Origin of the sequence: Variovorax jilinensis, from assembly GCF_030316885.1 — a bacterium.
Classification (GTDB): Bacteria; Pseudomonadota; Gammaproteobacteria; order Burkholderiales; family Burkholderiaceae_C; genus Variovorax; species Variovorax jilinensis.
The window spans coordinates 62,387-85,590 of record NZ_JASZYQ010000008.1 but is presented as its reverse complement, the minus strand read 5'-3'; the positions used below and the strand labels follow the sequence as shown (position 1 = coordinate 85,590).

The 23,204-nt window shown below is 68.4% G+C and carries 18 protein-coding genes; 8 read left to right on the top strand and 10 right to left on the bottom strand.

Annotated features, from left to right (window positions below):
• The first annotated feature begins 29 nt into the window (after positions 1-29).
• Positions 30-1,586, top strand: a complete 1,557-nt coding sequence (locus QTH87_RS22710; protein ID WP_286612339.1) for an acyl-CoA synthetase — start codon at positions 30-32, stop codon at positions 1,584-1,586.
• Positions 1,587-1,624: 38 nt separating this feature from the next.
• A complete protein-coding gene (locus QTH87_RS22705; protein ID WP_286612338.1) occupies positions 1,625-3,493 on the top strand; it encodes an alkyl/aryl-sulfatase in 1,869 nt (622 codons plus the stop codon).
• A gap of 27 nt (positions 3,494-3,520) precedes the next feature.
• Here the strand turns inward: QTH87_RS22705 and QTH87_RS22700 are convergent, their stop codons facing one another.
• The gene (locus tag QTH87_RS22700) at positions 3,521-6,316 is read right to left on the bottom strand and encodes a helix-turn-helix transcriptional regulator (RefSeq protein ID WP_286612337.1); all 2,796 of its coding nucleotides are present in this window, start codon (positions 6,314-6,316) and stop codon (positions 3,521-3,523) included.
• Between the two features lie 213 nt (positions 6,317-6,529).
• Here QTH87_RS22700 and QTH87_RS22695 point away from each other — a divergent pair, with 213 nt between their 5' ends.
• Genes QTH87_RS22695 through QTH87_RS22670 form a run of 6 tightly spaced genes read left to right on the top strand, consistent with a single transcriptional unit; the run spans position 6,530 to position 13,811 of the window.
• Positions 6,530-7,693, top strand: coding sequence for a CaiB/BaiF CoA transferase family protein (locus tag QTH87_RS22695; protein ID WP_286612336.1), 1,164 nt, complete (start codon positions 6,530-6,532; stop codon positions 7,691-7,693).
• 37 nt (positions 7,694-7,730) lie between these two features.
• Positions 7,731-8,480 carry an electron transfer flavoprotein subunit beta/FixA family protein gene (locus QTH87_RS22690; RefSeq protein WP_286612335.1) on the top strand — a complete coding sequence of 250 codons (750 nt, stop codon included), beginning with the start codon at positions 7,731-7,733 and terminating at the stop codon, positions 8,478-8,480.
• 11 nt (positions 8,481-8,491) lie between these two features.
• Positions 8,492-9,427, top strand: coding sequence for an electron transfer flavoprotein subunit alpha/FixB family protein (locus tag QTH87_RS22685; protein WP_286612334.1), 936 nt, complete (start codon positions 8,492-8,494; stop codon positions 9,425-9,427).
• Between the two features lie 22 nt (positions 9,428-9,449).
• The gene (locus QTH87_RS22680) at positions 9,450-11,201 is read left to right on the top strand and encodes a long-chain-fatty-acid--CoA ligase (RefSeq protein WP_286612333.1); all 1,752 of its coding nucleotides are present in this window, start codon (positions 9,450-9,452) and stop codon (positions 11,199-11,201) included.
• 40 nt (positions 11,202-11,241) lie between these two features.
• Positions 11,242-12,222: a Bug family tripartite tricarboxylate transporter substrate binding protein gene (locus tag QTH87_RS22675; protein ID WP_286612332.1), complete on the top strand. Its 981-nt coding sequence runs from the start codon at positions 11,242-11,244 to the stop codon at positions 12,220-12,222.
• A complete protein-coding gene (locus QTH87_RS22670; protein ID WP_286612331.1) occupies positions 12,219-13,811 on the top strand; it encodes an AMP-binding protein in 1,593 nt (530 codons plus the stop codon). The genes QTH87_RS22675 and QTH87_RS22670 overlap by 4 nt, the downstream gene beginning before the upstream one ends.
• Positions 13,812-13,838: 27 nt before the next feature.
• Here the strand turns inward: QTH87_RS22670 and QTH87_RS22665 are convergent, their stop codons facing one another.
• From QTH87_RS22665 to QTH87_RS22625, 9 genes are read right to left on the bottom strand one after another with little or no spacing between them, the layout of a single operon-like run.
• The gene (locus tag QTH87_RS22665) at positions 13,839-14,672 is read right to left on the bottom strand and encodes an enoyl-CoA hydratase/isomerase family protein (RefSeq protein ID WP_286612330.1); all 834 of its coding nucleotides are present in this window, start codon (positions 14,670-14,672) and stop codon (positions 13,839-13,841) included.
• A gap of 25 nt (positions 14,673-14,697) precedes the next feature.
• Complete coding sequence (locus QTH87_RS22660) at positions 14,698-15,486, bottom strand: crotonase/enoyl-CoA hydratase family protein (RefSeq protein ID WP_286612329.1); 789 nt, start codon at positions 15,484-15,486, stop codon at positions 14,698-14,700.
• Positions 15,483-16,469: an acyl-CoA dehydrogenase family protein gene (locus tag QTH87_RS22655; RefSeq protein WP_286612328.1), complete on the bottom strand. Its 987-nt coding sequence runs from the start codon at positions 16,467-16,469 to the stop codon at positions 15,483-15,485. The genes QTH87_RS22660 and QTH87_RS22655 overlap by 4 nt, the downstream gene beginning before the upstream one ends.
• Positions 16,470-16,487: 18 nt before the next feature.
• Positions 16,488-17,645, bottom strand: a complete 1,158-nt coding sequence (locus QTH87_RS22650; protein ID WP_286612327.1) for an acyl-CoA dehydrogenase family protein — start codon at positions 17,643-17,645, stop codon at positions 16,488-16,490.
• A 13-nt stretch (positions 17,646-17,658) separates the two neighbouring features.
• Positions 17,659-18,597, bottom strand: coding sequence for an SDR family oxidoreductase (locus tag QTH87_RS22645; RefSeq protein WP_286612326.1), 939 nt, complete (start codon positions 18,595-18,597; stop codon positions 17,659-17,661).
• 29 nt (positions 18,598-18,626) lie between these two features.
• A complete protein-coding gene (locus tag QTH87_RS22640) occupies positions 18,627-19,616 on the bottom strand; it encodes a tripartite tricarboxylate transporter substrate binding protein (RefSeq protein ID WP_286612325.1) in 990 nt (329 codons plus the stop codon).
• A 60-nt stretch (positions 19,617-19,676) separates the two neighbouring features.
• Entirely contained in the window at positions 19,677-20,828 is a 1,152-nt protein-coding gene (locus tag QTH87_RS22635; protein WP_286612324.1) for an acyl-CoA dehydrogenase family protein, read from the bottom strand.
• A gap of 2 nt (positions 20,829-20,830) precedes the next feature.
• Entirely contained in the window at positions 20,831-22,003 is a 1,173-nt protein-coding gene (locus tag QTH87_RS22630) for an acyl-CoA dehydrogenase family protein (RefSeq protein ID WP_286612323.1), read from the bottom strand.
• A gap of 12 nt (positions 22,004-22,015) precedes the next feature.
• Positions 22,016-23,203, bottom strand: a complete 1,188-nt coding sequence (locus tag QTH87_RS22625; RefSeq protein ID WP_286612322.1) for a lipid-transfer protein — start codon at positions 23,201-23,203, stop codon at positions 22,016-22,018.
• Between the last annotated feature and the right edge of the window lies 1 nt (position 23,204).

Sequence of the window (23,204 nt, the reverse complement as noted above, 5' to 3'; positions counted from 1 at the left end):
GCACCCGTGATCCAGCGTAGAGACGACCCATGCAAATGACCCAAGGGCTTCAGCGATCGCTGCAGCAGACACCCCAACTCACCGCCACCGTGTTTGGCGGCCGGCGCCGCAGCTTCAGGGAATTCGCCGAGCGCGTGGCGCGCCTGGCCGGGGCGCTGCAGCACCTGGATGTAAGGCCTGGCGACCGCGTAGGCATCCTGGCGCTCAACTCCGACCGCTACCTGGAAGTCCTGATGGCCACCTGGTGGGCCGGTGCGGTGCTGAACCCGGTGAACATCCGCTGGAGCGTGCCCGAGATCGTCTACTCACTCGACGACTGCGACACCCGCTTGCTGTTCGTCGACGACCGCTTTGCGCCGCTGGCCGATGCCATCCGCGCCAGCGCACGTCATGCGCCACGGCTGATCCATCTCGGCGAGGAAGAGGCGCCGCAAGGCATGCTTTGCCACGAGCACCTGATCGCGCATTCGGCGCCCATCCCCGATGCCCGGCGCGCCGACGCCGATCTGGCCTGCATCATGTACACGGGCGGCACCACGGGCTTTCCGAAGGGCGTCATTCAGACGCATCGCAACCTGTGGTGCGGCAGCCTGCAGCGCATTGCAGCGATCCCGCCGCTGCGTGACAGCGTGCTGCTGCACTCGGCGCCACTCTTCCACATCGGTGCGCTCAGCCGCGCCATGATGCAGTTCGTGAGCGGCGGCACCCATGTGATCGTCCCGGGCTTCGAAGCTTCGGAGCTGCTTCGGACCATCGAGCGCGAGCGCATCAACGAGCTGGCCCTGGTGCCCACCATGATCCAGGCGCTGATCGCGCACCCCGATTTCGGGCGCACCGACCTGTCGAGCGTGAAGCGCCTGAGCTATGGCGCCTCTCCGATTCCTCCCACGGTGCTCGAGGACATGATGAGAGCCTTGCCCGGCGTGGAGTTCTTCCACCAGTACGGACTGACCGAGGCCTGCCCGATCGTCAGCGTGAACCCGCCCGAGAACCACGGCGAGCAAGGTCGAGCCCTCGGACTGTCGGGCTCCGCGGGCCGCGCCGTTCCGGGCGTCGAGGTGAAGATCGTCGACGGTGGGGGCCGGGAACTGCCACCGGGGAGCGTCGGCGAGATCGTCGTGCGAGGCCCCAACATCACGCTGGGCTACTGGAATAAGCCCGCCGAGACCGCCGCCGCGCTGCGCGACGGCTGGCTCCACACCGGCGACGGCGCCTGGATGGACGAGGCCGGCCATCTCTTCGTGGTCGACCGCATCAAGGACATGATCGTCACGGGCGGCGAGAACGTCTATTCGGCCGAGGTGGAAGGCGTGATCGGGCGCCACCCGGCCGTGGCCATGTGCGCCGTGATCGGCATTCCGCACCCCACCTGGGTAGAAGCCGTGCATGCGGTGGTCGTGCTGCGCCCCGGTGCCAGTCTTTCCGAAGACGACCTGCGTGCGCATTGCCGCGAGTCGATCGCCGGCTACAAGTGCCCCAAGAGCGTGGAGTTCCGCGGCGAGCTCCCGCTGTCGGGTGCCGGCAAGGTGCTCAAGCGCGAGTTGCGCGATGCCCACTGGCCGGCACGCGCGCCAACGGCGCACTGAAACGCGCCTTCTTTTCATTCCCCACCCGATCCACTGTCATGAACATCTCGGACTCCCTGCTGCCCCTGGCCGACACAGAGGAAAACCTCGACAACGCCCGGCGTGGTTTCATCGCCACGATCCCCGATGCCCACATCACCGACGCCAGGGGCCGTGTCAACTGGAGCCTGCGCGACTTCTCCTTCCTCGACGAATCGGCGGGGCCCGACACCGTCCAGGCCAACCTGTGGCAGCACGCACGACTGAACAACCTGCACGGCCTGTTCAAGGTGACCGACCGCATCTACCAGGTGCGCGGCTTCGACGTCTCGAACATCACCATCGTGGAAGGCGACACCGGCGTCGTCATCGTCGACCCGCTCACCGTGGCGGAAACTGCAGAGGCGGCGCTCAAGCTGTACCGCGAGCACCGCGGCAACCGCCCCGTCACCGGCCTCATCTACACCCACAGCCATGCCGACCACTTCGGCGGCGCGCGTGGCGTGCTCGACGAAGCGGATGCGATCGCGCGGCGCGTGCCGATCGTGGCGCCTTCGGGCTTCATGTGGCACACGGTGTCGGAGAACGTGCTGGCCGGCAATGCGATGGGCCGTCGCGCCATGTTCCAGTTCGGCGTTTCGCTGCCGCGCAATGCCTGCGGCACGGTGGACTGCGGCATGGGCAAGGCCGTGCCGATGGGCACCACCACGCTGATCCCTCCCACGCGCAGCATCGAGCAGGAGAGCGAGACCCATGTGATCGACGGCGTGGAGATCGTCTTCCACCTCGCGCTGGAAAGCGAGGCACCGTCGGAAATGTTCCTGCACTTCCCCGGCCTGCGCGCGCTGAACATGGCCGAGATCGGCACCCAGGCACTGCACAACCTGTGCCCCTTGCGCGGCGCCCAGGTGCGCGATGCACGCCTGTGGTCGCGCTACATCGACCAGGCGCTCGACCGCTATGCGCCGACGGCCGACGTGGTGTTCGCGCAGCACAACTGGCCCACCTGGGGCAATGAAGAGATCCGCTGCTACCTGCGCGACCAGCGTGACATGTACAAGCACCTGCACGACCAGACCGTGCGCCTGATGAACCGCGGCCTGACGGGCATCGAGGTGGCCGAGGCGATGAGGCTGCCCAACTCGCTGGCCGGCCGCTGGGCCAACCATGGCTTCTACGGCACCATTTCGCACAACGTGCGATCCATCGTGCAGCACTATCTGGGCTGGTACGACGGGAACCCCGCGCACCTGCACCTGCTGCCCCCTGAGGAATCCGGCTCGCGCTATGTCCGGTACATGGGCGGCGCCGACGCGCTGCTGGCGCAGGCGCGCGATGACTTCGCACGCGGCGAGCATCGCTGGGTGGCCGAGGTCACGAACCACCTGGTGTTCGCCGAACCCGGCAACCTGGCCGCTCGCGCGCTGTGCGCCGACGCGCTGGAGCAGATGGGCTTCGCCGCCGAATCGGCCACCTGGCGCAACGCCTTCCTGCTGGGCGCGCAGGAGCTGCGCAAGGGCGTGCCGCAAGTGCGCCGGCGCAACGTGAGTCGCGACCTCATCGGTGCGCTGCCGATCGAGCTCCTGATGGACTCGTTCGCAGTGCGCCTGGATGCCCAACGTGCTGAGGGCCTGCGCATGGACATCGAGTGGCACGACCAGGGCAGCGGCGAAACCTGGGCAATGCACCTGGACAACGCCACCCTCACCTACCTGCCCGGTGCGGCGCGCCAGAAGCCCGACGCTCGGGTGACGCTGTCGCGCAGTGCCATGGCGCAGTGGCAGACACACCCGGCCGGCCTGCCCGAGGGCTTCGGCCAACTGGCCGCCGAGCGGGTGATCGAAGTCGAAGGCAATGCAGACCGCGTGATGGAGCTGCTGTGCCTGCTGGAGGAGTTCGAGCCGATGTTCAACGTGGTGGAGCCCTGAGGGCCTCTTCGTCAGGCTCGACGCCGCTCAGCGCGGCAGCTCGCCCGGAGCCGCGCCGGCGCGGTCCCAGCCCAGGTCGCGCACCCGGGCCACTGCCTCGTCCCGACCGGTGACGCGCAGCTTGCCGTAGATGCGACTCAGGTACCACTTCACCGTCTCGGGCGACAGGCCGAGTGCGCGGGCGATCTTCTTGTTGGACATGGCTTGCGCGAGCAGGCGCAGCACCTCGATCTCGCGGGCGCTGAAATCCTCGACCGGCATCGCGACACCACTCGCGCGCGCTGCGTGGGCGGGTGCCGCGCTGGTGGTTTGAAGCCGCCCGACATAGAACGCGAGCACCGGATCGAGCTTCTCGGTCGCTGCCAGCTCCCGCACCAGCCTGCGCGCGGAAGGATCGGCATCCAGCAGGCTGCGCTGCAGGCCCAGTCGATGACCGCGACCCAGCGCATCGACCAGCTTGCGCCGCGCCGTCTCGGGGCGGCCGCGGCGCGCCTCGATCACCGCGTCCTGCATCATCAATTGCGCGGCCGTGCGGCCATGGCCGCGGGCCTCGCAGCGTGCGAGCAGGCTGGCCACGCGCTGCGACGCGCCTTCCAGGTCGCCATGCATCAGGTCGAGCCGCACGTGCGCGCGCTCCACGAGCTCGGGAATGTCGGCCAAGGCGCTGGCCTGTGCATGCGCATGCGCGGCGCCCAGCGCATCCAGGCGCGTCAGCACGTCGACGGCTGCGGTCATCTCACCCTGCAGCTGATGCAGGTGGATCTGGTCGGCCAGGCTGTGGGCCAGCAGCCGGTCGAGCCCATGCCTGATCGCGTAGTCCTCGAGCCGCTCGAGGCAGGCGAAGGCCTCCATGCGATGGCCTTCCTGCAACTGCGCCGCGGCCAGCACCCGGAACGCGCGCAGCACCGCGTCGGGAATCGAGATTCGCTCCAGCACATCCGCCTTGCCGCTCAGGAGTTCGCGCGCCTGCTTCGTGTCGTCGAGCTCATACAGCACGTCGGCCAGCAGCGCGGTGGCCAGGTAGTAGGTGTCGGCGCAGGCGCGGCCACATCGTTCGGCGTCGGCGACGACGGCGCGGTAGGTGCGCTCCGCCTGGGTCATCTGCCCTTCCATGGCCCACGACAGGCCCACGAGGCAACGGCCCTGCAGCAAGCCCGAAGGCGTGCTCAGCAGGGGCGCGCCCTGCACCAGCAAAGGCGGCGAGTCCTGCTGGATGCGACGAGCCTTCTCGTATTCGCCCTGGTGCATGTACAGCCATGACAGGATGTTGTTGCGCCCGCCGATGGTCAGGGAATCGGTCTCGGCGGGCATGTCCAGCAGGCGCGGCAAGAGCTTGAGAGCGCCTTCGGTGTCGTCGCGCTGCACCGCCACGGCGGCGCGCAGCAGGGCCACCTGGTAGAGGCGCGGGTCTCCCGCAGGCAGGTCGTGCTCCAGCGAATCCAGCGCTTCGTCACAGGCGCGCAGCTCGCGCTGGTAGAGCTGGGCCCGCGCGCTCCACAGTCGCAGCCGGAAGCTGCGCTGCACCTCCGCAGTCGGCAGCATGCGAAGCAGGCTGATCAGGTCGCGACGCTCGCTGCGCACGAACATCGCCTCGGCGCATTGCTCGACCAGCTCGGCTGCCTGCCGGTCCTGGCCCGCCTCGATGCCATGGCGCACAGCCTCGGCCAGGTCGCCGTGTGCGCGAAACCATTCGAAGGCCCGCGCGTGCACGCTGCGCCGAAGGCCTTCGTCCCATCGGGCGAAGCGGTCGATCAGGGTTTCGCGCAGCAGCGGATGCAGTCGATACCAGGCATGCGGCGGCGGACCCTGAACAGGCACCAGGAACACGTTGTCGCTTTCCAGGCGCGCAAGCAGGACGCTGGCCTCGCCCACCGTCTCGGGCCGGCCGGAGAGCGCCGCGCACAGCGAGGGGCAGACACGGCTGCACGGGGCCAGGCTCACCAGCACGTCGAGCGTCTCGGTTGGCAGTCGCGCCAGCACCTCCTGCTCGAAATAGTGCGTGAAGGCGCGCGCATCGCGCAGCGGCACCTGAGTGAAGCTCTCGGCCTTCGGCGCTTGCGTGCCCTGCCGCCTCTTCCTCCAGTCCACGGCGAACAGTTGAAGTCCGGCGACCCAGCCGTCGGTGAGTTCATGCAGGAGCCGGACCGTGCGCGAATCCAGCTCGCCCACATGGAGCTTCAGGAACTGCTCGGTCTCGGCCGGCGTGAAACGCAGGTCGCCCTGGTCCAATGCGAGCACTTGGCCCTGCACGCGCAGGCGCTCCTGCGACAGGGGAATGGAACCGCGCGACGACAGGGCGATGTGCAGGCGCGGCGGCGCGTAGTCCAGCAGCCATTGCAGCGTCTCGAGCACCGCGGGGTGCTTCAGGTGTTGCAGGTCGTCCAGCACCAGCACCATCTCGCGACCCTGCGACTCGATCGCGCCGACCAGCGTGATGGCCATGCGCTCCATGCCGTCCGGATGGACGATGCCCGCGTCCTCGAGGATGAGCGCCTCACTCACCAGCGCGGGGCTGACGGCGGCCAGGGCTGCGATCAGGCTTTCGAAAAAGCGCGAAGGCTCGTTGTCCTCCGGCGTGAGCGCGACCCATGCCACCTCGAAGCCCAGCGGCACCAGGGCCTGGCGCCAGGCCGCCAGCAGCGTGGTCTTTCCGCTGCCGGCCGGCCCGGTCACCACCAGGCAGCGCCGCCGCCGCTCGTCCACCAGGCGCGCCAGCAGACGCTCGCGCGCCACCAGGCGAGGCGGCACCCGGCCCGTCGGAAGCGAGGGGACGACAGGGCTGCCCTGAGGCGAGGATTCGATGCGGTTTGGACTGGCGGACATGACGTACTCGGGAGCGGCACCGGCACACCGGCCTGCGCCTCGGGGAGGTCGATTGTGCAGCAGCCTCCGAGGACGCATACCCCGGGGCTACCCGTTGCGGGTGGCGATCTCGCGGGCCTGTCGGGTTCAAATTTCCACCTGACAGCGGCCTGCCCACGCCACCTCGGCAGCGCAGGCCCGGACCCGTCAGCATAGAACCAAGGAGACTTCAGAATGGGCGTGCTTTCCGGCATTCGTGTCGTGGAATTCGAAGCCATCGGCCCCGGGCCGTTCGGTGCCATGCTGCTGGCCGACATGGGTGCGGACGTGATTCGCATCGATCGGCCGGTGGCGCCCGGCGACCTGGGCCCCAAGATGGACGGCCCGCGCATCAACGTCGTGGGCCGCGGCCGCCGCTCGGTGACGCTGGACCTGAAGCAGCCCGAAGCACGCGAGGCCGCGCTGGCACTCATCGAGCGAGCCGACGTGCTGATCGAGGGCTTTCGCCCCGGCACCATGGAACGCCTGGGCCTGGGCCCGGCAACGGCCCTGGCACGCAACCCCAGGCTGGTCTACGGCCGCATGACGGGCTGGGGCCAGACCGGCCCCATGGCAGAGCGCGCCGGGCATGACCTCAACTACATTGCACTTTCGGGCGTGCTCTCGGGCATCGGCGCCGCGCCGGATGCCAAGCCCACCGTCCCGCTGAACGTGGTGGGCGACTACGGGGGCGGCGGGATGCTGCTGGCCATCGGCGTGCTGGCCGCGCTGGTCAACGTGAAGTCCGGCGGCAGCGGCCAGGTGGTGGATGCCGCGATGACAGAAGGCGCCGCGCAACTCGGCGCCGTCTTCTGGGGTTTGCTGGCATCGGGCAACTGGCGCGAGCAACGTGCCAGCAACATGCTCGATGGCGGCGCACCGTGGTACGACAGCTATCGCACCTCCGATGGCCAGTACATGTCGGTGGGCCCCGTGGAAGGTCGCTTCTACGCCGAGCTGCTGGCCAGGCTGGGGTTGACCGACGCTGGCCTGCCTTCGCAGCACGACCGCAAGGGCTGGCCGCAGATTCGTGCGGCCCTCGAGACCGCCTTTGCCCGCCGCACGCGCGACGAATGGACCCAGGTCTTCGAAGGCAGCGATGCCTGCGTGGCACCGGTGCTCAGCTTCTCGGAAGCACCCAACCATCCACACAACCGTGCGCGCGGCAGCTTCGTCGAGGTGGATGGCGTGATGCAACCCGCCCCGGCCCCGCGCTTCTCCGACACGCCGTCGACCTTGCCGCGCCGCGAGCCGGCGCGCGGCGAGCACGGCGCCGCCGCCCTGCGGGACTGGGGCTTCGACGCCGAGACCATCGACCGGCTGCGCCAGCAAGGGCTGGGCTTCCAGGCCATGGCCTGATTCATCCGTAAATCCAACCTATCGAGAAAACCGGGAAATGAAACTACTGGTCGCAGTCAAGCGGGTCGTCGACTACAACGTCAAGGTTCGCGTCAAGTCCGATGGCACTGGCGTAGCCATCGCCGACGTCAAGATGAGCATGAACCCCTTCGACGAGATCGCTGTCGAAGAAGCGGTCCGCCTGAAGGAAAAGGGCGTGGCCACCGAGATCATCGCGGTCTCGTGCGGCGACGCGAAGTGCCAGGAAACCCTGCGCACCGCGATGGCCATCGGCGCCGACCGCGGCATCCTGGTCGAGACCACCGAAGAGCTGCAGCCGCTGGCCGTGGCCAAGCTGCTCAAGGCGCTGGTCGACAAGGAACAGCCCTCGCTGATCATCCTCGGCAAGCAGGCGATCGACGACGACGCCAACCAGACGGGCCAGATGCTGGCCGCGCTCGCCGACCTGCCGCAAGCCACCTTCGCCTCGAAGGTCGAAGTGGCGGGCGACAAGGTCAGCGTCACGCGTGAAGTGGACGGCGGCCTCGAGACCATCTCGCTGAGCGTGCCGGCCGTCATCACGACCGACCTGCGCCTGAACGAGCCGCGCTACGTCACGCTGCCCAACATCATGAAGGCCAAGAAGAAGCAGCTCGACGTCGTGAAGCCCGAGGACCTGGGCGTGGACGTCAAGCCGCGCCTGAAGACGCTCAAGGTGTCGGAACCGCCGAAGCGCGGTGCGGGCATCAAGGTGGCCGACGTGGCCGCCTTGGTCGACAAGCTCAAGAACGAAGCCAAAGTGATCTGAGGAACGACGAAATGACCGTACTTGTTATTGCCGAACACGACCACGCCACCCTCAAGCCGGCGACCCTCAACACCGTGACCGCGGCCATCGCCTGCGCGAGCGGCGACGTCCACGTGCTGGTGGCCGGTGCCAACGCGGCCGAAGCCGCCAAGGCCGCCGCGCAGGTCGCAGGCGTGGCCAAGGTGATCGTCGCCGACAGCCCGTCTCTCGCCGAGAACCTGGCCGAGAACGTCGCCGCCCAGGTGATCGCGATCGCGAAGAACTACAGCCACATCCTGTTCCCGTCGACCGCCAACGGCAAGAACGTGGCGCCGCGCGTGGCCGCGCTGCTCGACGTGGCGCAGATCAGCGACGTCACCAAGGTCGACAGCCCCGACACCTTCGAGCGTCCGATCTACGCGGGCAACGCGATCGCCATCATGCAGAGCAGCGATCCGATCAAGGTGATCACGGTGCGCACCACGGGCTTCGACGCTGCGGCCGCCACCGGCGGCAGCGCCGCGACCGAGACGGTCGACGGCGTCGCCGACAGCGGCAAGTCGAGCTTCGTGGGCCGCGAGGTCACCAAGAGCGACCGCCCCGAACTGACCGCCGCCAAGATCATCGTCTCGGGTGGCCGCGCCCTGGGCAGCGCCGAGAAGTTCACCGAGGTCATGACGCCGCTGGCCGACAAGCTGAACGCAGGCCTGGGTGCCAGCCGCGCCGCGGTGGACGCGGGCTACGCGCCGAACGACTGGCAGGTCGGCCAGACCGGCAAGATCGTGGCGCCGCAGCTGTACATCGCGGCCGGCATCTCGGGTGCGATCCAGCATCTGGCCGGCATGAAGGATTCGAAGGTCATCGTCGCGATCAACAAGGACGAAGAAGCGCCGATCTTCTCGGTGGCCGACTACGGGCTGGTCGCCGACCTGTTCGTGGCGGTGCCCGAGCTGGCGGGCGCAGTCTGATCATCCAGGACAGCTCCCGACCATGAACGCCCCGTCTCCCTTCGTGTTTCCCGCCGTGCCGGACGGTGTCGTGGAGCGTCCGACCAATCCGCTCAAGCTCGCACCCGCGCACGCCCGCTTCGGGCTGCCACGCCAGATCCACGTTCCCGAGACCAGCATCTTCCAAAACCTGGAAGCCTCGGCGCGCCGGTTCCCGGGCAAGACCGCCATCCAGTTCTTCGGCAGTGCCACGACCTACGGTGCGCTTTTGCGCGACGTCGAGCACATGGCCGGTTGGCTGCAGGCCCAGGGCGTGCAACGCGGGGACCGCGTCGCCGTGTTCAGCCAGAACTGCCCGCAGTTCATCGCCGCCTACTTCGCGATCCTGCGCGCCGATGCGGTGATGGTGCCCGTCAATGCCATGCTGTTGCAGGACGAGTTGCGCCACATCCTGGCCGACAGCGGCGCACGCGTGGCCTTCGTTGCACAGGAACTGATGCCCTGCGCCGCGCCGCTGCTGGAGCAGGGCCTGCTGCGCCACGTGATCGTGCATGCCTATGGCGATGCGCTTGGCGGCGACGAAGCGGGAATGAACATCCCCGACTCGGTTCGCACGCCTTCGAGCTCGCAAGCGCTGCCGGAAGGCGCGGTGCGCTGGCAGACCGCGCTGCAGGCGCAGCGCACGCCGGCCCGTCACCTTGCGAGCCCCGACGACCTGTGCATGCTGCCCTACACCTCCGGCACCACCGGCGCGCCCAAGGCCTGCATGCACACGCACCGCACGGCCATGACCTCGTTCGTGGGATCCACCATCTGGCGGCGCTGCAACAGCGAGACCACCTTCCTTGCCGTGGCACCGCTCTTCCATCTGCTGGGCCTGCAGAACAACGTGAATGCCGCGATCTACATGGGCGGTACCGTGGTGCTGATGCCTCGCTGGGAGCGCGAAACCGCCGCCTTCCTGATCGAACGGCATCGCGTCACCTTCTGGGCCGCGTTGCCGGCGATGCTGGTCGACTTCTTCGCGCAGCCGGGCATCGAACAGCGCGATCTCTCCAGCCTGGCCATGGTGACCGGTGGCGGCGCCGCCACGCCCGACAGCATCAACCGACTGTTGAAGCAGCGCTACGGCCTGGACTACATCGAAGGCTATGGCCTCACCGAGACCGCCACGTTCCTTTGCGCCAACCCCGTTCATGCGCCCAAGCGTGTCTGCCTGGGCGTTCCCACCTTCGGGGTGGACCTGCGCATCGTCGATCCCGAAACGCTGCAACCCGTGGCCGAGGGTGAGGTGGGCGAGATCGTTGCGCACGGCGCGCAGGTGATGCGCGGCTACTGGAACAACCCCGAGGCCAATGCGCAGGGCTTCATCGTGATCGACGGCAAGCGCTTCTTTCGCACCGGCGATCTCGGCTGCTTCGATGCCGACGGCTACGTGTTCATGCGGGACCGGCTCAAGCGCATGATCAACGCGGCGGGCTACAAGGTGTGGCCCGCCGAAGTGGAGGCCACGCTCAACGGCCATCCCGACATACACGAAGCCTGCGTGATCGCCGCCCACGACGCGAAGCGCGGCGAAACGGTCAAGGCCATCGTCGCGCTCAAGCCCGGCCGCGCGGCCGACCGCGAGTCGTTGCTGGCCTGGTGCCGCGCCAATATGGCCACCTACAAAGCACCGCGCATCGTCGAGATCGTCGACGCACTTCCCAAGTCGGCCACCGGCAAGATCGCCTGGCGCGAGTTGCAGGAAGCCGAACTCGCCCGTGATCGCAGCGCCAGCGCACTGCCCGCCTGAGCCGGTGGCGACCCTCACCCCCATCCAGGAGACCATCCGCATGCTTTCACGACGACGCGCCCTCATCCTCGCACCAGGGCTCATGGCCATGGCCCACACGCTGCCCGCGTTCGCGGCAGAGGCGAGCTTCCCGTCGCAACCCCTCAAGCTCGTGGTGGTCTACCAGCCCGGCGGCGCCAACGACATCATCGCCCGCGTGCTGGGCGACCGCATGGCCATCACGCTCGGCCAGCCGGTGGTGGTGCTCAACAAGCCCGGTGCATCGGGAGCCATCGGAGCGCAGTTCGTTGCCACCGGAGCTGCCGATGGGCACACGGTGCTGATGGGCGGCATGCCCTTGGTGGTGGCGCGTGCCATGTACCAGGTGCCGCCGGTCGATTTCGAGAAGAGCCTGGCACCGGTGGGCAAGGCAGTGAATCTGAGCCTGGTGCTGGTCGCGCGCAGGAATTTCGCGGGCAAGGACTTCGCCGACGTGGTGGCACAGGAGCGCAAGAAGCCGGGCAGCGTGTCGATGGCGGTGACGGCCTCGACCTACGAGTTCTATCACGCGCGCATCAACAAGCTGGCGCGCACCGACATCCTCAAGGTGCCCTATGCCGGCGTGCCCGCGGCCATGCAGGACCTCAACGGCGATCGTGTGGATCTGCTGATCGACACGCTGGCGGCGCAGAAGCCGTTCATCGACAGTGGCGCGAGCCGTCCGCTGGCCGTGTTCGGCGATCACCGCCTGCCAGACCTTCCGCAGGTTCCCACGCTCACCGAACTCGGCCTGACCGGCTTCAACGACCAGCCGTATGTGGGCATGCTGGTGCCCAGGGCCACGCCGCCAGCGGCGATTCAACGACTCAACGCGGCCCTGAACGGAGCGCTGGCCCGCGACGAGGTGAAGACGCGCATGCGCCAGCTGGGCCTGGAAGTGGCACCCACCACGCCGCAGGCCTTCCTGGACGAGATGCGCGCCGACTCGGCACGCTTCGAGGAAGTGGGCCGCGCCGCGGGCATCGAGAAGCAGCAGCCATGACGACCAAGCGTCACGACATGCACCCCGCGGCCGATGTCCAGGCCCAAGGCGCCACCATCGCTCAGATGTATCGCGCCGCCTTGCGCGTGCATCCGAGCCGCGAAGCCCTGGTGGCCGGCGACCGGCGCCTGAGCTACCAGGAACTCGCATCCGCTTGCTGGCGCTGCATGCACGCGTTCGCGGCGCTGGGCTTGAAGCGCCAGGACGCGGTGGCGGTCCTTGCCACCAATTCGACCGAATCGGTCATCGCCATCGTCGCGGCGCAGCTCATGGGCTTCATCTACGTGCCGCTGCACCCGCTCGGGTCGGAAGAAGACCAGGCCTTCGTGCTGGCCGACGCCGGCGTGAAGGCGCTGGTGCTCGATGTGCCGCGTCATGCGGAGCGCGGCCGTGCCCTGGCTTCGCGCGGCATCGTGGGCCACGTCCTCACCCTGGGCCCGGCCGACTTCGGGATGGACCTGATGGCGGCCAGCGCCAGGCAGCACGACGACGAACCCGAAGACCAGGTCCGACCCGGCGAAATCCTGAAGATCGCCTACAGCGGGGGCACCACCGGAAAGTCCAAGGGCATCGTGCACCACCACCGGACAGTGGTCACCTCTGCACTGCAACAGCTCGCCGGCTGGGAATGGCCCGAGCAGGTGCGCTTCCTGGCGGCCACGCCGGTGTCGCACGCGGCAGGGGCGATGATCTTCACCACCCTGCTGCGCGGCGGCACGGTGCACCTGCTGGACCGATTCACGCCAGATGCTTTCCTGGCGACGGTGGCGCGCGAGCGCATCACGAGCACCTTCCTGGTCCCGACGCAGATCTACGGCCTGCTCGACTCACCCGCGCTGGGCCTGCATGACGCCTCCAGCCTCGAGGTGGTGATCTACGGCGCCGCGCCGATGGCGCCCGCGCGTTTGGTACAGGCGCTCGAGCGGATGGGCCCCGTCTTCGCGCAGGTCTACGGCCAGGCCGAAGCCCCCATGACCATCAGCTACCTGCGCCGCGACGAGCACGACCCGCAGCGCCCCGAGCTTCTTGGGAGCTGCGGTCGCGTGCTGCCCGGCAACTCGGTAAAGCTGCTGGATGCCGACGGCAACGAAGTGCCCGCGGGAGAGATCGGCGAACTGTGCGTGCGCGGCCCGCTCGTGATGTCGGGCTACCTGAACCGCCCCGAGGAAACGGCACGCGCATTCGATGGCGACTGGCTGCACACCGGCGACATGGCGCGGTGCGACGCGCAGGGCTTTCTGTATCTGGTGGATCGCGCCAAGGACATGATCATCTCGGGTGGCTTCAACGTGTACTCCAGCGAAGTGGAAGGCTGCCTCGCGCAACATCCGGGCGTGGCCCTGTCCGCCGTGATCGGCGTGCCCCACGCCAAGTGGGGCGAAGCGGTGATGGCAGTGGTAGTGCCCAAGCCAGGCACCACGCTGTCAGCCGAGGAACTGATCGCATTCGTGTCGCAGCGCAAAGGCGTGGTGCAGGCGCCCAAGTTCGTCGAAATCGTGGATTCGCTGCCGCTCACTCCCTTGGACAAGGTCGACAAGAAGGCGCTTCGCGCGCGCCATTGGCAAGACCGGCAGCGGCAGGTGGCCTGAGACCTGGGGCCCCTTTTCTCTTGGGCCTCAGGCCTGGTTTCGATCCCAGTCGAACATGGACGGCTTGCCATCGAGAAACCCAGCCACTGCCGCAAGGTGGTAGGGCGTCGTCGACGCGATGCCTTGCGCCTGTGCCTCCATCTCGGCCAATGCGCGAAACGGTGTTTCGAAGCTCTGGTTCATCAAGCGTTTGGTCAGACCGGCAGATTCGCGCGGTCCGGCCACGAAGCGGCGCGCGAAGCGCATCGCCTCTGCCAGCAGCGCTTCGGGCTCGTGAACTGCATGGACGAAGCCGAGCCGCTGGCCTTCGTGCGCATCCACACGGCGCGCGGTCAGTGCGAGTTCCTTGGCCATCGGCAGCCCGACCGCACGGGGCAAGAGGTAGAAGGCGCCCAGGTCGGGCACGAGGCCGATCTTGGCGAAGGACATGCAGAACACCGCTCGACTCGAGGCCAGGATGAAATCCGCAACCAGCGCAATCGAGAACCCCGCGCCCATTGCGGCACCATCGACGGCCGCGACAACCGGCACCTCCAGCGAATGGAGCCGCTCCATCCAGGCGTGCATGCCCAGCAGGCGTCGGCGCATGCCATCGGGCGCACGATCCTGCGGGTTGGCGCTGGTGTGACGCTCGCGCATCGACTTGAGGTCTCCGCCGGCACAAAAGCTCCCCCCTTCGCCAGTGATGACGAGTGCGCGGATGTTCGGATCGGACTCGACGCGATCGAGCATCTGCGGATAGTCCAGCCGCAGCGCCGCCGACAACGCATTGCGCGCTGCCGGACGTTGATGCGAAAACTGCGCGATGCCGTCCTCGATCAGCAGTTGCGATTCACGAAGTGCAATGCGTTCGACAGTCATGAAATGCGCTTCGCTTCTTCTTCGACTAGCCGCGGAACTGCGGCGGCCGTTTCTCGATGAACGCCGCCACCGCTTCGTGGTGATCCGTGTTCTGGTGCGCCAGCACCTGGAACGCGGCCGACATCTCCAGCAGGGTGTCGAGCCGCGTGTGCAGCGATTCGCGCAGCAGGCGCTTGGCCAGGCGCACCGCATGGGGCGGGTTGTCGGCGATGCTCTGGGCGATGGCGCGCGCGGCATCCATGAGCTCTGCCTGAGGCAACACGCGCGAGACCAGGTTCCATTCCTGCGCCTGACGCGCGTCGATCGTCTGGCCGGTCAGCGTCAGTTCGGTCGCGCGCGACAGGCCGATGATGCGCGGCAGCAGCCACGCGCCGCCATCGCCCGGGATGATGCCGAGCTTGACGAAGCTCTCAGCAAACCTGGCCTCCTGTGCCGCGATCCGGATGTCGCACATGCAGGCCAGGTCCAGGCCCGCGCCGATGGCCGCGCCGTTGACGGCCGCGATCACCGGCACCTCGAGGTTGAACAGCGCCAGCGGCAGCTTCTGGATGCCCAGGCGGTACTCGCGGCGCAGATCCATCGGCGCCATCTCGGCGTAGCGGCCCATGTCGCGGACGTTGCCTCCCGAGGAAAACGCGCTGCCCGACCCGGTGAGGATGACCGCACGCACCGAGTGATCCGCGTGGATGCGGTCGATGGCGGCCAGGAATTCGGGCACCGCGTTGTTGCCGGTGAGCGCGTTGCGACGCTCAGGGTCGCTCATGGTCAGCGTGACGATGCCACCCTGCTGCTCGTACTTCAGGAATTCATTCATGCTTGGATCTCCTCCATGGCAAAGCGCAGCACCGTGCCTTGGGGCTGCGACAGCAGCGTCTCGCCCACGATGCGGTTCCAGTAGGGCTCCGAGCCATCGGCCATGCGCCATTCATGCAGGCGCCGGCTGTAGAGCTGGAGGTCGAATTCCGCGGTCACCCCGATGGCGCCATGCAGCGCATGGGCCGCCGCCGCCACGATCGGAACCGACATGCCGGTGCGCGACTTGGCGGTGGCCGCCGCCAATCTCGTGGGCACGCGCGCGCCGGCCGGAAAGGCCAGCTCTGCGGCAACGCCGGCGCAGGCCACGTGCTCGGCCATGACCGCCAACTGGTGCTGCACCGACTGGAACTTGCCGATCGGCTTGCCGAACTGCACGCGGTCGTTGCAGTAGGCAAGCGTCATGCCGAACAGCCGTTCCATGGCACCGGCGATGGCAGCCGCATGCAGCGCCGCGCTGAAGAAGCCGACCTCGGCGCCGTGGTCGCCCAGCGGCTGGCCGATGACCTCTTTCGACCAGCGCAGAGTGGCACTCAGGCTGCCGTGCACGCCCGAGGCCCGGCGTTCGGCCAGTCGCGCATCCAGCAGCACGAGCTGGCCGTCGACGTCCGCGAGCGCGAACTCGGCCATCTCGCCGAACGCCAGGTTGGCGGCGACGAAGTCACCGTCCGCCGTGCGGCGGCCGTGGCCGGCCAGCGTGATCATCCCTTCGGGCAGCGCGGCGCCGCGCAGCAGTGCGCGCGCCGCGATCGACTGCGCCGCCGGCACCGGCAGCGCATGGCGGCCGAAGGCCACGAAGATCGGGAAGATGCCCGCCAGGTCGAGCCCGGCGCCGCCCGCTTCTTCATTGGCCATCAGTTCCAGGAATCCCGACTCGGCCAGTGCGCCCCACAGGGCGCTCGGAGACCCGCCGCCCTCGATCCGGCGGATGGCCGCCGGCGTGCATTGGTCGGCCAGTATGTTTTCAATCGCTTCGGTGAACATGGGGTTCCTCTCTTGCTCTCAGCGCAGCCCCAGGCCGCGCGCGATCATGCCGCGAAGGATCTCGCGGGTGCCGCCACGCAACGAGAAGGTGGGCGAGATCTGGCTCAGGTAGGCCACGGTGCGGTGCAGTTCCGGATCGACCGGTCGCTTGGGGTCGGCAGCGATGGCGGCCTCGAGCATGGCCGGAATCGTCTGCTCGAACTCGGTGCCGATGTCCTTGACCAGTGCCGCTTCCACCACCGGGCTTTCGCCGCGCGCGAGCTTGGCCGTGACGGCCACCGACAGGTTGCGCAGCGTGGCCAGCTGCGTGGTGAAGCTGCCCACCAGCGCCGCCTCGCCGGGCGACCAGCCGCTGCTGCGCAGTGCGGCGATCCAGGTATCGAGCAGCACCACACTCGAATAGAGGCGCTCGGGGCCGCTGCGCTCGAAGGCCAACTCGGCGTTGACCTGCTTCCAGCCACTGCCCTCCTCGCCGATCAGCGCGTCGTCGGCCAGGAAGACGTCGTCGAAGCTCACCTCGGAGAAATGCGCATCGCCCGCCAGGTCGAGGATGGGACGCACCTCGATGCCCGGAAGCTCGAGGTCGACGATGAGCTGCGACAGGCCGTTCTGGCGGTCCTCTGGGGCGCCCGAGGTCCGCACCAGCGCAATCATGTAGTGCGAGCGGTGCGCGTTGGTGGTCCAGATCTTGCGGCCCGACAGGCGCCAGCCGCCCTCGCAACGCGTGGCGCGGGTGCGCACGCTGGCCAGGTCCGAGCCGGCGTTGGGCTCGCTCATCCCGATGCAGAAGAACGCTTCTCCGCGGCAGATGCGCGGCAGGTAGAAATCCTTTTGCGCATCGCTGCCGAACTTGGCAATCAGCGGGCCGCTCTGCCGGTCGGCAATCCAATGGGCCGCGACCGGTGCGCCGGCCGCAAGCATTTCCTCGACCAGCACGAAGCGTCGGTAGGCATCCAGGCCCGCGCCACCCCACTGCGCAGGCAAGGTGATGCCGACCCAGCCGCGCACGGCCAGGCGGCGGCTGAAGTCGGCGTCGAAGCCCATCCAGGTTCTCGCGCGTTGCGAGGGTGCGGCAGCGGGCAGGTTGACGGCGAGAAATTCGCGAACTTCGGCGCGGAACGCCTCTGCTTCCGGCGGAAGCTGCGCCAGGCGGAAGGCTTCGAGCAAATGGCTCATGGCATCACTCCCGTCATTGCGCAGGGATCTCACCGGTGGTCAGCGCATTGGGCGCGGCCTGCTTCACGAGGTCTGGAATCAGCGCGCCCAGCTCCTGCGCGCTCCAACGGCCTTCCTTTTCGATGCGGGGGCCGGCGTGCCAACCTTCGGCCACCGTGATGCGGCCACCGCGCGCGCCGAAGACGCGGCCGGTGATGCTGGCGGACTCGGCGCTGCCCAGCCACGCCACCAGCGGCGCGACGTTGTCCGGTGCCAGCGGATCGAAGCCCTTGGCCAGCGACTCGGCACGCATGGTGGCCCATTCGCCGGTGGCGAAGATGTCGTCGGTCAGGCGGCTGGCCGCTGTCGGATAGATGGCGTTGACGGTGACGCCATAGCGGTCCAGCTCGCGCGCGGCAATGACCGACATCGCGGCGATGCCCGCCTTGGCCGCGCCATAGTTGGACTGGCCCGCATTGCAGTACAGGCCCGACGACGAACTGGTATTGATGATGCGGGCATCTCGCTGCCGACCCGCCTTCGATTCGGCGCGCCAGTAGGCGGCCGCGTGGCGCGCGGGCGCGAAGGTGCCGCGCATGTGCACGCGAATCACCGCATCCCAGTCTTCCTCTTCCATGTTGACCAGGGTGCGGTCGCGCAGGATTCCGGCGTTGTTGACCAGCACGTCGAGGCCGCCGAAGGCCTCGATGGCGGTGTCAATCAGGCGCTTGGCGCCATTCCAGTCGGCGACGTCGTCGGCGTTGGCCACGGCCTGGCCGCCCAGGGCCTCGATCTCTTTCACCACCTCGATCGCAGGGCCGCTGGTGCCACTGCCGACGCCGTCGCCGCGACCGCCAAGATCATTGACCACCACCTTGGCACCCTGGCGGGCGAACTCGAGCGCATATTCGCGTCCCAGGCCGCGACCGGCGCCGGTGATGACGACCACGCGGTCCTTGCAGATCGGATTCATGCTTGTTCCTCGTTCAGTGGGCCGCATGCTTAGCGGCCCGAGATGTCGACCTGCCTGGCCAGCTGCTGATAGCGCGCGCGCTCGGATGCGATGAGCGCATCGAATTCCTTGCTGCCGACGGTGAAGGCCTCGGCACCGGCGTTCTGCGTGACGTAGGTGCGGAATTCGGGCTGCGCCATCGCCTTGAGCAGCGCGGCCTCCAGCGCCTTGGTCACGGGCTCGGGCGTCTTGGCGGCAACGCCGAAGCCGATCCATACGTAGAGGTCGTAGTTGGGCAGGCCGCTTTCGCGCAGGGTGGGCACCGTTGCCAGTTGAGGATGGCGCTCCTTGCCCGTCACCGCCAGCGCGCGCACCTTGCCGGAGGCGATGAGCGGCATCGCGCCGCCGATGTCGAGCAGCGCCAGGTCGACCTGTCCGCCCATCAGGTCGGTCTGGACCTGGCCGGGGGTCTTGTAGGGGATGTAGTTGAACTCCACGCCAGCTGCCTGCTGCAGCATCAACGCCCCGATGCGGTAGTGGTGGCTGTAGCTGGCCATGCTGACCGTCCTGGGCTTGCTGCGTGCGGCGGCAGTCACCTCGGCATAGGACTTGTAGGGCGAGTTGGCGCCAGTCACCAGCACTGCGGCACTGCGCAAGGCGGTGGCCAGCGGCCGAAGGTCGCGCTGCGCATCGTACGGCAGGCTGTCGTTGATGAGCGGGTTGATCACCATCGACGACGGGGAAAGCATGAGAACGCTGTAGCCATCCGCCGGCGAGGCCAGCAGGCTCTGCACGGCCAGGATCGCGTCCCCGCCCGGCTTGTTCTCCACGAAGGTCGGCTGGCCCAGTTCGGTCGAGGCCAGCTTGGCCGCGAGTCGCGTGATGGTGTCCGAGCCGCTGCCAGGGCCCAGCGGAACGATGAAGCGCACCGGATGGGCCGGGTAGGCATGTTGCGCCAAGGCCGGGGCGTGAAGGGCGGCTGCCGCTGCCAGCAGGCCGAATGCCGCGCCAATGACGCGAAGGGCTCGAAGCTTTCTCATTATTTGTCTCCTGGGGTTTTCGGTTGGTTCGTCCAAAACATTCGTTCGACGGTGCCGCGCTCAGTCGACGCCGACCGGCCGCGCAAGCCTGGCCAGCGCGGCCGCCTGCGCGTCGACGTCGCCGAACAGGTGGTCCAGCACATGCACGCGGCGCAGGCAGTGGCCCACGGCGTATTCCTCGGTCATGCCGATGCCGCCGTGCGACTGGATGGCCGCTTCGCAGAGGGCGCGCGCATGGCGGCCGACGACGAGCTTGGCGCGCGCCAGTTCAACCGCGGCGCCCGGCGCGTCCTGATCGTCGGCGGCGCCGGCCGCTGCGATCGCCATGCTGCGCGCCATCTCGAGGGCCACGGCCATGTCGGCGCTGCGATGGCGCACGGCCTGGTAGTCGCCGATGGCACGGCCGAACTGTTGGCGCGTGTTGACGTAGGAGGTGGTGAGAGCGAAGGCGCTTTCCATCGCGCCCACCATGTCGGCGCAGGCGGCAGCGGTGCCGGCCGCCTGCACGGCGCGAATGGCAGCCGCCGCGCAGCCACTGTCGGTGGCGTCGCCCAGCGCCTCGGCTTCGGCATCATCGAGCGCGAGTTCGCCGGCCGGCGTGTCATCCACGAGCCGGAAGCTGCGCAAGCGCACGCCGGCTGCATCGGGCCGGACGAGGAACAGGGCCAGTCCCTGCTCGGCGTCCGGCTCGCCTTCGATGCGCGCGCTCACCACCCACCGCGTCGCCGCGGCAGCACCCAGCACGAGCGACTTGATGCCCGTCAGGCGCCAGCTCGCGCCGTCGCGCCTGGCGCGGGCCTGGACCCACAGCGGGGCATGACGCGTCGCGGCCTCGTCGTGGGCCCATGCGAGTCGCGCGCGACCTTCGGCCACTGCAGGAAGCAGCGCTGCCTGTTGGGCCGAGCTTCCAGCCGCCTGCACCGCCGTAGCGCCAAGTACGCAAGTGGCAAGGTAGGGCTCCAGCAAGTGCACCGCCCCGAAGGCCTGCAGCACCGGCAGCCGCTCAATCGCGCCGCCACCCAGGCCGCCATGCCTTTCGGCGATGCCCAGCGCCGTCACGCCGAGCTGGGCCAGTTGGCCCCACAGCGGCTCGCTCCAGCCGGCGTCGGTTGCGGCGATGGCCTGGCGCTTCTCGAAGCTGCAATGCGCACGCAGCACGCGGTCCAGGCTCTGCGCGAGTTGCTGCTGGTCGTCTGAAAGTTCGAAGTCCATGGCTAGCCCAACAGCGTCTTGGCAAGAATGTCGCGCTGCACCTCGCTGGAGCCCCCGTAGATCGAGGTGGCGCGATAGAAGAAATAGCGCGCGGCGCTGGCCGCGAGCGGATGCCGTGCATCGGCTCCTTCCGCATCGCGGCGTTCCAGGCCGGCCGGACCGGCCAGCCGAGCGACCAGCGAGCTGAGCGACTGCAGCAGCTCCGAGCCCTTGAGCTTGAGCACCGAGGCGAAGCCCGGGTTGCGCCGAGCGACTTCAGTGTCGAGCAGGAAGCGCCAGTTGGTGAGTTCCAGCGCCCGGATCTCGGCGCCCAGCACCGCCAGCTCGGCGCCCAGCTTGGCGTCGTACGCCAGGGTGCCCGCGCCCTGCTGCAGCGAAGCCGCCAGCGCATGCGCATGCGCCAGCCGTTCCCAGCACAGGCCGATGCTCGCGATGCCGGTGCGTTCGCTGGCCAACAGGTACTTGGCGCAGTCCCACCCTCGGCCCTCCTCGCCCACCCGATTGGCAACCGGCACGCTCACGCCATCGAAGAACACCTCGTTGAGGTGGTGCTGGCCGTCGATGGAGACGATCGGGCGAACCGTCACGCCCGGGCTCTTCATGTCGATCAGCAGGAAGGAGATGCCGTCCTGCTTGCGCGCCGCCTGTTCGGTGCGCACCAGCGCAAAGATCCAGTCCGCCTCGTGCGCCATGGTGGTCCAGGTCTTCTGGCCGTCGACCACATAGTGGTCGCCGTCGCGCACCGCACGGGTTCGCAGGGACGCCAGGTCGGAGCCCGCCCCGGGCTCGGAAAATCCCTGGCAGAACCACAGGTCCAGGCCCGCGAGGCGCGGCAGGAAGAATTCCTTTTGCGCCGGCGTTCCGTAGCGCAGCAGCACGGTGCCCAGCATGGTCACGTTGAAGGCGAGCGGCACCGGTGCGCCGCCGCGCTGCAGTTCTTCCAGCAGGATCAACCGCTCGGCGATGCCCAGACCCGCGCCACCGAATTCCTTGGGCCAGTGCGGCGCGGCCCAGCCGCGCTCGTGCAGGATGCGCTGCCAGGTCACGGTGTCCTGCTTGCGCGGTGAATGACCCTGGTGAAGGCGCTCGCGGATCTCCTTCGGCAGCCGCTCGCGGATGAATGCGCGCACCTCCTCGCGAAAGGCTGCCTGCCCGGGCGTCGGACGCAGATTCATGGCCGGGCCGCCTCAGTTCCTGCCGTACAACGTGACCACGCAGGCACCGCCCAGGCCGACGTTGTGGGCCAATGCCAGCCGCGCGCCGGGCACCTGGCGCTGCTCGGCGCTGCCGCGCAGCTGGTGCGTGAGCTCGTAGCACTGCGCCAGGCCCGTCGCCCCGAGCGGGTGGCCCTTGGAGAGCAGGCCGCCCGATGGGTTGACGACCACTTGGCCGCCGTAGGTGTTGTCGCCATCGGCCACGAACTTCTCCGCGCCGCCTTCGGGGCAGAAGCCCAGCGCCTCGTAGCTGATGACCTCGTTCTGCGCGAAGCAGTCGTGCAACTCGCACACGTCGATGTCCTGGGGACCCACGCCGGCCTTCTCGTAGACCATGCCGGCGGCCTGGGTCGTCATGTGGGTGCCGACCCAGCTCAGCATCGACGGCGGCTCGAAGGATTGCTTCGGGTCCGTGGTCATGGCCTGGGCCTTGATCTGCACGTCGGTGCGCAGGCCGTGCTTCCTGGCAAAGCGCTCCGACACCAAAATCGCCGCGGCCCCGCCGCACGTGGGCGGGCAAGCCATGAGGCGGGTCATCACCCCGGGAAAGAGCACGGTGTCGTTCATCACGTCCTCGGTGGAGACGACCTTGCGAAACAGCGCCAGCGGGTTGTTGGCGGCATGGCGGCTGGCCTTGGCGCGCACGGCGGCGAAGGTCTCCATGCGGGTTCCGTAGCGCTCCATGTGCTCGCGGCCGGCACCGACGAAGGTGCGCACGGCCTGCGGCATGTCGCCCATGTCGGCCGTCAGGCCGCGCAGCACCGGCATGAAGCGCTCGCGCGTCACGGGGCGGTCGCTCCAGTGCGACTTGAGCGCGCCGGCCTGCATCTGCTCGAATCCCACCGCCAGCACGCAATCGGCCGAGCCGGACTCGATGGCCTTGCGCGCGAGGAACAATGCGGTGGAGCCGGTCGAGCAGTTGTTGTTGACGTTGACCACCGGGATGCCGGTCATGCCGACTTCGTACAGCGCGGTCTGGCCGCAGGTGGAGTCGCCGTAGACGTAGCCGGCGTAGGCCTCCTGCACCGCGTCGTAGGCGATGCCTGCGTCTTCGAGCGCGCGGCGCACCGCCTCGGCGCCCATTTGCGTGTAGCTCAGGCTCGCGCCGGGCTTGGCGAAGGGAATCATGCCGACACCGGCCACCAGCACCTTTTCAGTCATC

Excerpts from the sequence above, each read along its gene's own strand:
- QTH87_RS22710 (WP_286612339.1), top strand. The coding sequence starts at position 30 with ATGCAAATGACCCAAGGGCTTCAGCGATCGCTGCAGCAGACACCCCAA.
- QTH87_RS22705 (WP_286612338.1), top strand. The coding sequence starts at position 1,625 with ATGAACATCTCGGACTCCCTGCTGCCCCTGGCCGACACAGAGGAAAAC.
- QTH87_RS22700 (WP_286612337.1), bottom strand. The coding sequence starts at position 6,316 with ATGTCCGCCAGTCCAAACCGCATCGAATCCTCGCCTCAGGGCAGCCCT.
- QTH87_RS22695 (WP_286612336.1), top strand. The coding sequence starts at position 6,530 with ATGGGCGTGCTTTCCGGCATTCGTGTCGTGGAATTCGAAGCCATCGGC.
- QTH87_RS22690 (WP_286612335.1), top strand. The coding sequence starts at position 7,731 with ATGAAACTACTGGTCGCAGTCAAGCGGGTCGTCGACTACAACGTCAAG.
- QTH87_RS22685 (WP_286612334.1), top strand. The coding sequence starts at position 8,492 with ATGACCGTACTTGTTATTGCCGAACACGACCACGCCACCCTCAAGCCG.
- QTH87_RS22680 (WP_286612333.1), top strand. The coding sequence starts at position 9,450 with ATGAACGCCCCGTCTCCCTTCGTGTTTCCCGCCGTGCCGGACGGTGTC.
- QTH87_RS22675 (WP_286612332.1), top strand. The coding sequence starts at position 11,242 with ATGCTTTCACGACGACGCGCCCTCATCCTCGCACCAGGGCTCATGGCC.
- QTH87_RS22670 (WP_286612331.1), top strand. The coding sequence starts at position 12,219 with ATGACGACCAAGCGTCACGACATGCACCCCGCGGCCGATGTCCAGGCC.
- QTH87_RS22665 (WP_286612330.1), bottom strand. The coding sequence starts at position 14,672 with ATGACTGTCGAACGCATTGCACTTCGTGAATCGCAACTGCTGATCGAG.
- QTH87_RS22660 (WP_286612329.1), bottom strand. The coding sequence starts at position 15,486 with ATGAATGAATTCCTGAAGTACGAGCAGCAGGGTGGCATCGTCACGCTG.
- QTH87_RS22655 (WP_286612328.1), bottom strand. The coding sequence starts at position 16,469 with ATGTTCACCGAAGCGATTGAAAACATACTGGCCGACCAATGCACGCCG.
- QTH87_RS22650 (WP_286612327.1), bottom strand. The coding sequence starts at position 17,645 with ATGAGCCATTTGCTCGAAGCCTTCCGCCTGGCGCAGCTTCCGCCGGAA.
- QTH87_RS22645 (WP_286612326.1), bottom strand. The coding sequence starts at position 18,597 with ATGAATCCGATCTGCAAGGACCGCGTGGTCGTCATCACCGGCGCCGGT.
- QTH87_RS22640 (WP_286612325.1), bottom strand. The coding sequence starts at position 19,616 with ATGAGAAAGCTTCGAGCCCTTCGCGTCATTGGCGCGGCATTCGGCCTG.
- QTH87_RS22635 (WP_286612324.1), bottom strand. The coding sequence starts at position 20,828 with ATGGACTTCGAACTTTCAGACGACCAGCAGCAACTCGCGCAGAGCCTG.
- QTH87_RS22630 (WP_286612323.1), bottom strand. The coding sequence starts at position 22,003 with ATGAATCTGCGTCCGACGCCCGGGCAGGCAGCCTTTCGCGAGGAGGTG.
- QTH87_RS22625 (WP_286612322.1), bottom strand. The coding sequence starts at position 23,203 with ATGACTGAAAAGGTGCTGGTGGCCGGTGTCGGCATGATTCCCTTCGCC.